The sequence below is a fragment of the Bifidobacterium sp. POST2/T3 (B1) genome (assembly GCF_058197115.1).
The window spans coordinates 1-3,354 of record NZ_JBVPQK010000289.1 but is presented as its reverse complement, the minus strand read 5'-3'; the positions used below and the strand labels follow the sequence as shown (position 1 = coordinate 3,354).

The window sequence follows — 3,354 nt, the reverse complement described above, 5'->3', positions numbered from 1 at the left end:
TCCCTCCCGGCCCTCCTAAACTTGACGGCACAACCTGAAATCGGCGGATATGGCCTAGGGCCGAGCGACCGCCACCCAGATGGGAGCGATCCTTTATGAAAGCACTGAAGACAAAAGACCTGGTCAACGTCGGCATTTTTACGGCCCTCTACTTCGTCAGCATGGCGGTGGGCAACTTCATCACCGTCTTCCTGGCGGGCCTGGTCATGCCTGGCCTGTCCTCCCTCTTCATCCCCGCTGTGGTGGGGCTGGTCTCCGGCCCGGTCTACATGCTGATGATCCGCCGGGTGCCCAGGTTCGGGGCCATCACCATCGTCGGCGTCATCATGGGCCTCTTCCTACTGGTCTTCGGTCACTTCGCCCTCTCCTTCATCCCCTACGCCTTCTGCGGCCTGCTGGCCGATCTGGTTCAGTCCTCCCTCAGGGAGAGCCGTCCCAACCTGGCCCGGTACCTGAGCTACGTCATCCTCACCTTCGGCTGCACCGGCCCCGTCCTACCCCTCTGGTTCATGAAGGACGCCTATGTGGCCAGCCTGGTCCGCCGCGGCAAGAGCCAGGAGTACATCAACGGGGTCTTCGCGCCCATCACCGGAGCCACTTTCCTGGTCTGCATCCTGGCCACCCTGGTCGGCGCCCTGCTCGGGGCATGGATAGGCGCCCGGATCGTCGACCGGCATTTCAACCGGATACCCGCCAAGCAATGAGGCCCATCTCCATCTACACCAGATTCCTGCTGGTCATCTTCGCCAACGCCCTGATTTTCGTCACTCTGCCCACCCCGCTGGTCCTGGCCATCAACATCTACTTCTGCAGCTTCCAGGTCATCGTGGGCAGGGTCAAGAAGGGCCAGGCCTGGCTTCTGGTCTGTCTGGTCTTCGCCCTGGGCGCCTCCCTGGCCATGGTCTTCCCCGAGAATCTGCCGGGGCATTACCTGCTCTTCCTCTTCGTCGGCGTGGGCAGGATCCTCCCCCTGGTGCTGGTTGCGGCCTTCATGATGGGCACCACCAAGGTCTCGGAGCTGGTCTACCTGCTGCGCAAGATCCACGCCCCCCAGTGGCTGGTCATCCCCGTCAGCGTGCTCTTCCGCTTCTTCCCGACCGTCAGGCACGACTATGCCCAGATCAGGCGGGCCATGAAATTCAGGGGGATCGCGGTCACCACCGGCGACATGGTCCGGCATCCGATGCGAACCATGGAGTACATCTACGTCCCCCTGCTCAACAACGCCACCAATGTGGCCTCCGACCTGACCTCGGCCGCCCTGACTAGGGGGATCGGCGACCCCGGGCCCAAGACCTCCATCCAACGGATTGCCTTCACCGGACTGGATGCGCTCATGTGCGCCCTGGGTCTGGTCCTTATGGGATGTGGAGCCTATGTTGCAATGTTCCAGGCTTAGCTTCACCTACGAGGGCGCCAGCAGGCCTTCCCTCGAAGAGGTCTCCTGCCGGATGGACCGAGGCCGACTGACCGTGGTCACCGGACCGAGCGGATGCGGCAAGACCACCCTTTCCAGGGTCATCAACGGCCTGATTCCCGAGCTCTACGAGGGCAAGCTGGAGGGAGAGTGCCTGATCGGGGACGAGCCCACCACGGCCCGGCCCATCTACCGGCTTTCGGAACAGGTAGGGTCGGTCTTCCAGAACCCCAAGACCCAGTTCTTCACCACCGACGTCCGCAGCGAACTGGCCTTCCCCCTGGAGAACACCGGGGTCCAGCCGGAGGCCATCCGTGAGCGTATAGATCAGGTGGCCGACCTCTTCGGCATTACCCCACTCATGGACCGGGACATCTTTTCCCTTTCCGGGGGCGAGAAACAGATGATCGCCATCGCCTCCTCCTGCATGATGGACCCGCAAATCCTGGTTTTGGACGAGCCCTCCGGCAACCTGGACGTCGAAGCGGTGGCCAGCCTGGCGCAGATCCTGGGCCGCTTGAAGGACCGGGGCCTGACCATGGTCCTGATCGAGCACCGCCTCTACTATCTGGACGGCCTTGCCGACGACTTTCTGGTCATGAAGGACGGCAGACTGGCGGAGCACCTGACTCCGGCCGCCATGAGGGGGCTGGATGGCCCAAGTCGCCAGGCCATGGGGCTGCGGGCCCTGAATCTGGACGCGACCGAGAATGCGAGCGCACCTGCCAGAGTCACTACCGAAAAGACCCCTGACCTGCTACGGGTCAGGAACCTGACCTATGCCTACCACCACGACCAGGCTCCTGCCCTGGATGTGGACGACCTGACCCTATCCAGCGAGGACATCACCGGTATCATCGGCCGCAACGGAGCCGGCAAAAGCACCTTCGCCTCGGTCCTGACCGGTCTGCTCAAGCCTGGCGACAGGTCGGAAATCAGCCTGAACGGAGCCAAGCAGACCGCCAGGGAGCGCGTTGAGGACTCCTATATGGTCTTCCAGGATGTCAACTACCAGCTCTTCAGCGAGACCGTGGAGGGCGAGATGCTCCTTGGGGCCAGGCGGACCGACCTCTTCAAGGAGGTGGCGCGAAAGCTGGACCTGGATCGGCTCCTGGGCCGGCACCCCAACACCCTCTCCGGCGGGGAGAAGCAACGGGTGGCCATTGCGGCCGCCATACTGTCGGGCAAGCGCCTGGTGGTTCTGGACGAGCCCACCAGCGGTCTGGATCTGCTCCACATGAACCAGGTGACCGCAATGATCCGCTACATGCGCTCCCTGGGGGTCATGGTGATCGTCATCTCGCACGACCAGGAGTTCCTGGCCCAGACCTGCCAGCGGTTCATCACCTTCCGCCAGGGCAGACCGGTCAGGGACAGCCGGAAACTGGGCAACCTCCTGCAAGCCCTCTGAACCTCCGAGCCCTTGCAGGGTCGGTGAACATGACGCCTCCCGGCAGGCGGTTCTCCTGTGCTCCGAACCCCGCGAACGTATACAGTAGTGGGGAAAAGAGCATCAGGGGGCGTCCCTCGCGTCGGACGGCCCCGCCGCACAGCCAGGGTTACGAGAGGGCATGATGGGCTATATCGACGTCATCGGAGAGACGAAACGGTATGTGACCGGCGAGACGACCATCGTGGCCAACAATGAGGTCACCTTCTCCATCGAGAAGGGCGAGCTGGTGGTCATCCTCGGCGCCTCGGGGGCTGGCAAATCGACCGTGCTGAACATTCTGGGCGGCATGGACACCTGCAACGAGGGCCAGGTGATCGTGGACGGAAAGGACATCGCCGGCTACGACGCCCGGCAGCTGACCACCTACCGCCGCTACGACGTGGGCTTCGTCTTCCAGTTCTATAACCTGGTGGCCAACCTGACCGCCAGGGAGAATGTGGAACTGGCCTCGGAGATCGTGGACGATGCCGCCGACCCGGTCCAG

General features: G+C 63.2%; 4 protein-coding genes. All 4 read left to right on the top strand.

The features are described from left to right. Positions 1-95: 95 nt before the first annotated feature. Entirely contained in the window at positions 96-704 is a 609-nt protein-coding gene (locus tag AC0AP0_RS10645) for an MptD family putative ECF transporter S component (protein WP_101431750.1), read from the top strand. Further along, positions 701-1,399: an energy-coupling factor transporter transmembrane component T gene (locus AC0AP0_RS10640; RefSeq protein WP_490430439.1), complete on the top strand. Its 699-nt coding sequence runs from the start codon at positions 701-703 to the stop codon at positions 1,397-1,399. The genes AC0AP0_RS10645 and AC0AP0_RS10640 overlap by 4 nt, the downstream gene beginning before the upstream one ends. Continuing rightward, entirely contained in the window at positions 1,377-2,828 is a 1,452-nt protein-coding gene (locus AC0AP0_RS10635; RefSeq protein ID WP_490430438.1) for an ABC transporter ATP-binding protein, read from the top strand. The genes AC0AP0_RS10640 and AC0AP0_RS10635 overlap by 23 nt, the downstream gene beginning before the upstream one ends. A gap of 160 nt (positions 2,829-2,988) precedes the next feature. Continuing rightward, a partial coding sequence (locus AC0AP0_RS10630; protein ID WP_490430437.1) for an ATP-binding cassette domain-containing protein occupies positions 2,989-3,354 on the top strand: 366 nt, incomplete at its 3' end.

What these genes read in the sequence shown, in the direction of transcription:
- AC0AP0_RS10645 (WP_101431750.1), top strand. Translation starts at nt 96, where the DNA reads ATGAAAGCACTGAAGACAAAAGACCTGGTCAACGTCGGCATTTTTACG.
- AC0AP0_RS10635 (WP_490430438.1), top strand. Translation starts at nt 1,377, where the DNA reads ATGTTGCAATGTTCCAGGCTTAGCTTCACCTACGAGGGCGCCAGCAGG.
- AC0AP0_RS10640 (WP_490430439.1), top strand. Translation starts at nt 701, where the DNA reads ATGAGGCCCATCTCCATCTACACCAGATTCCTGCTGGTCATCTTCGCC.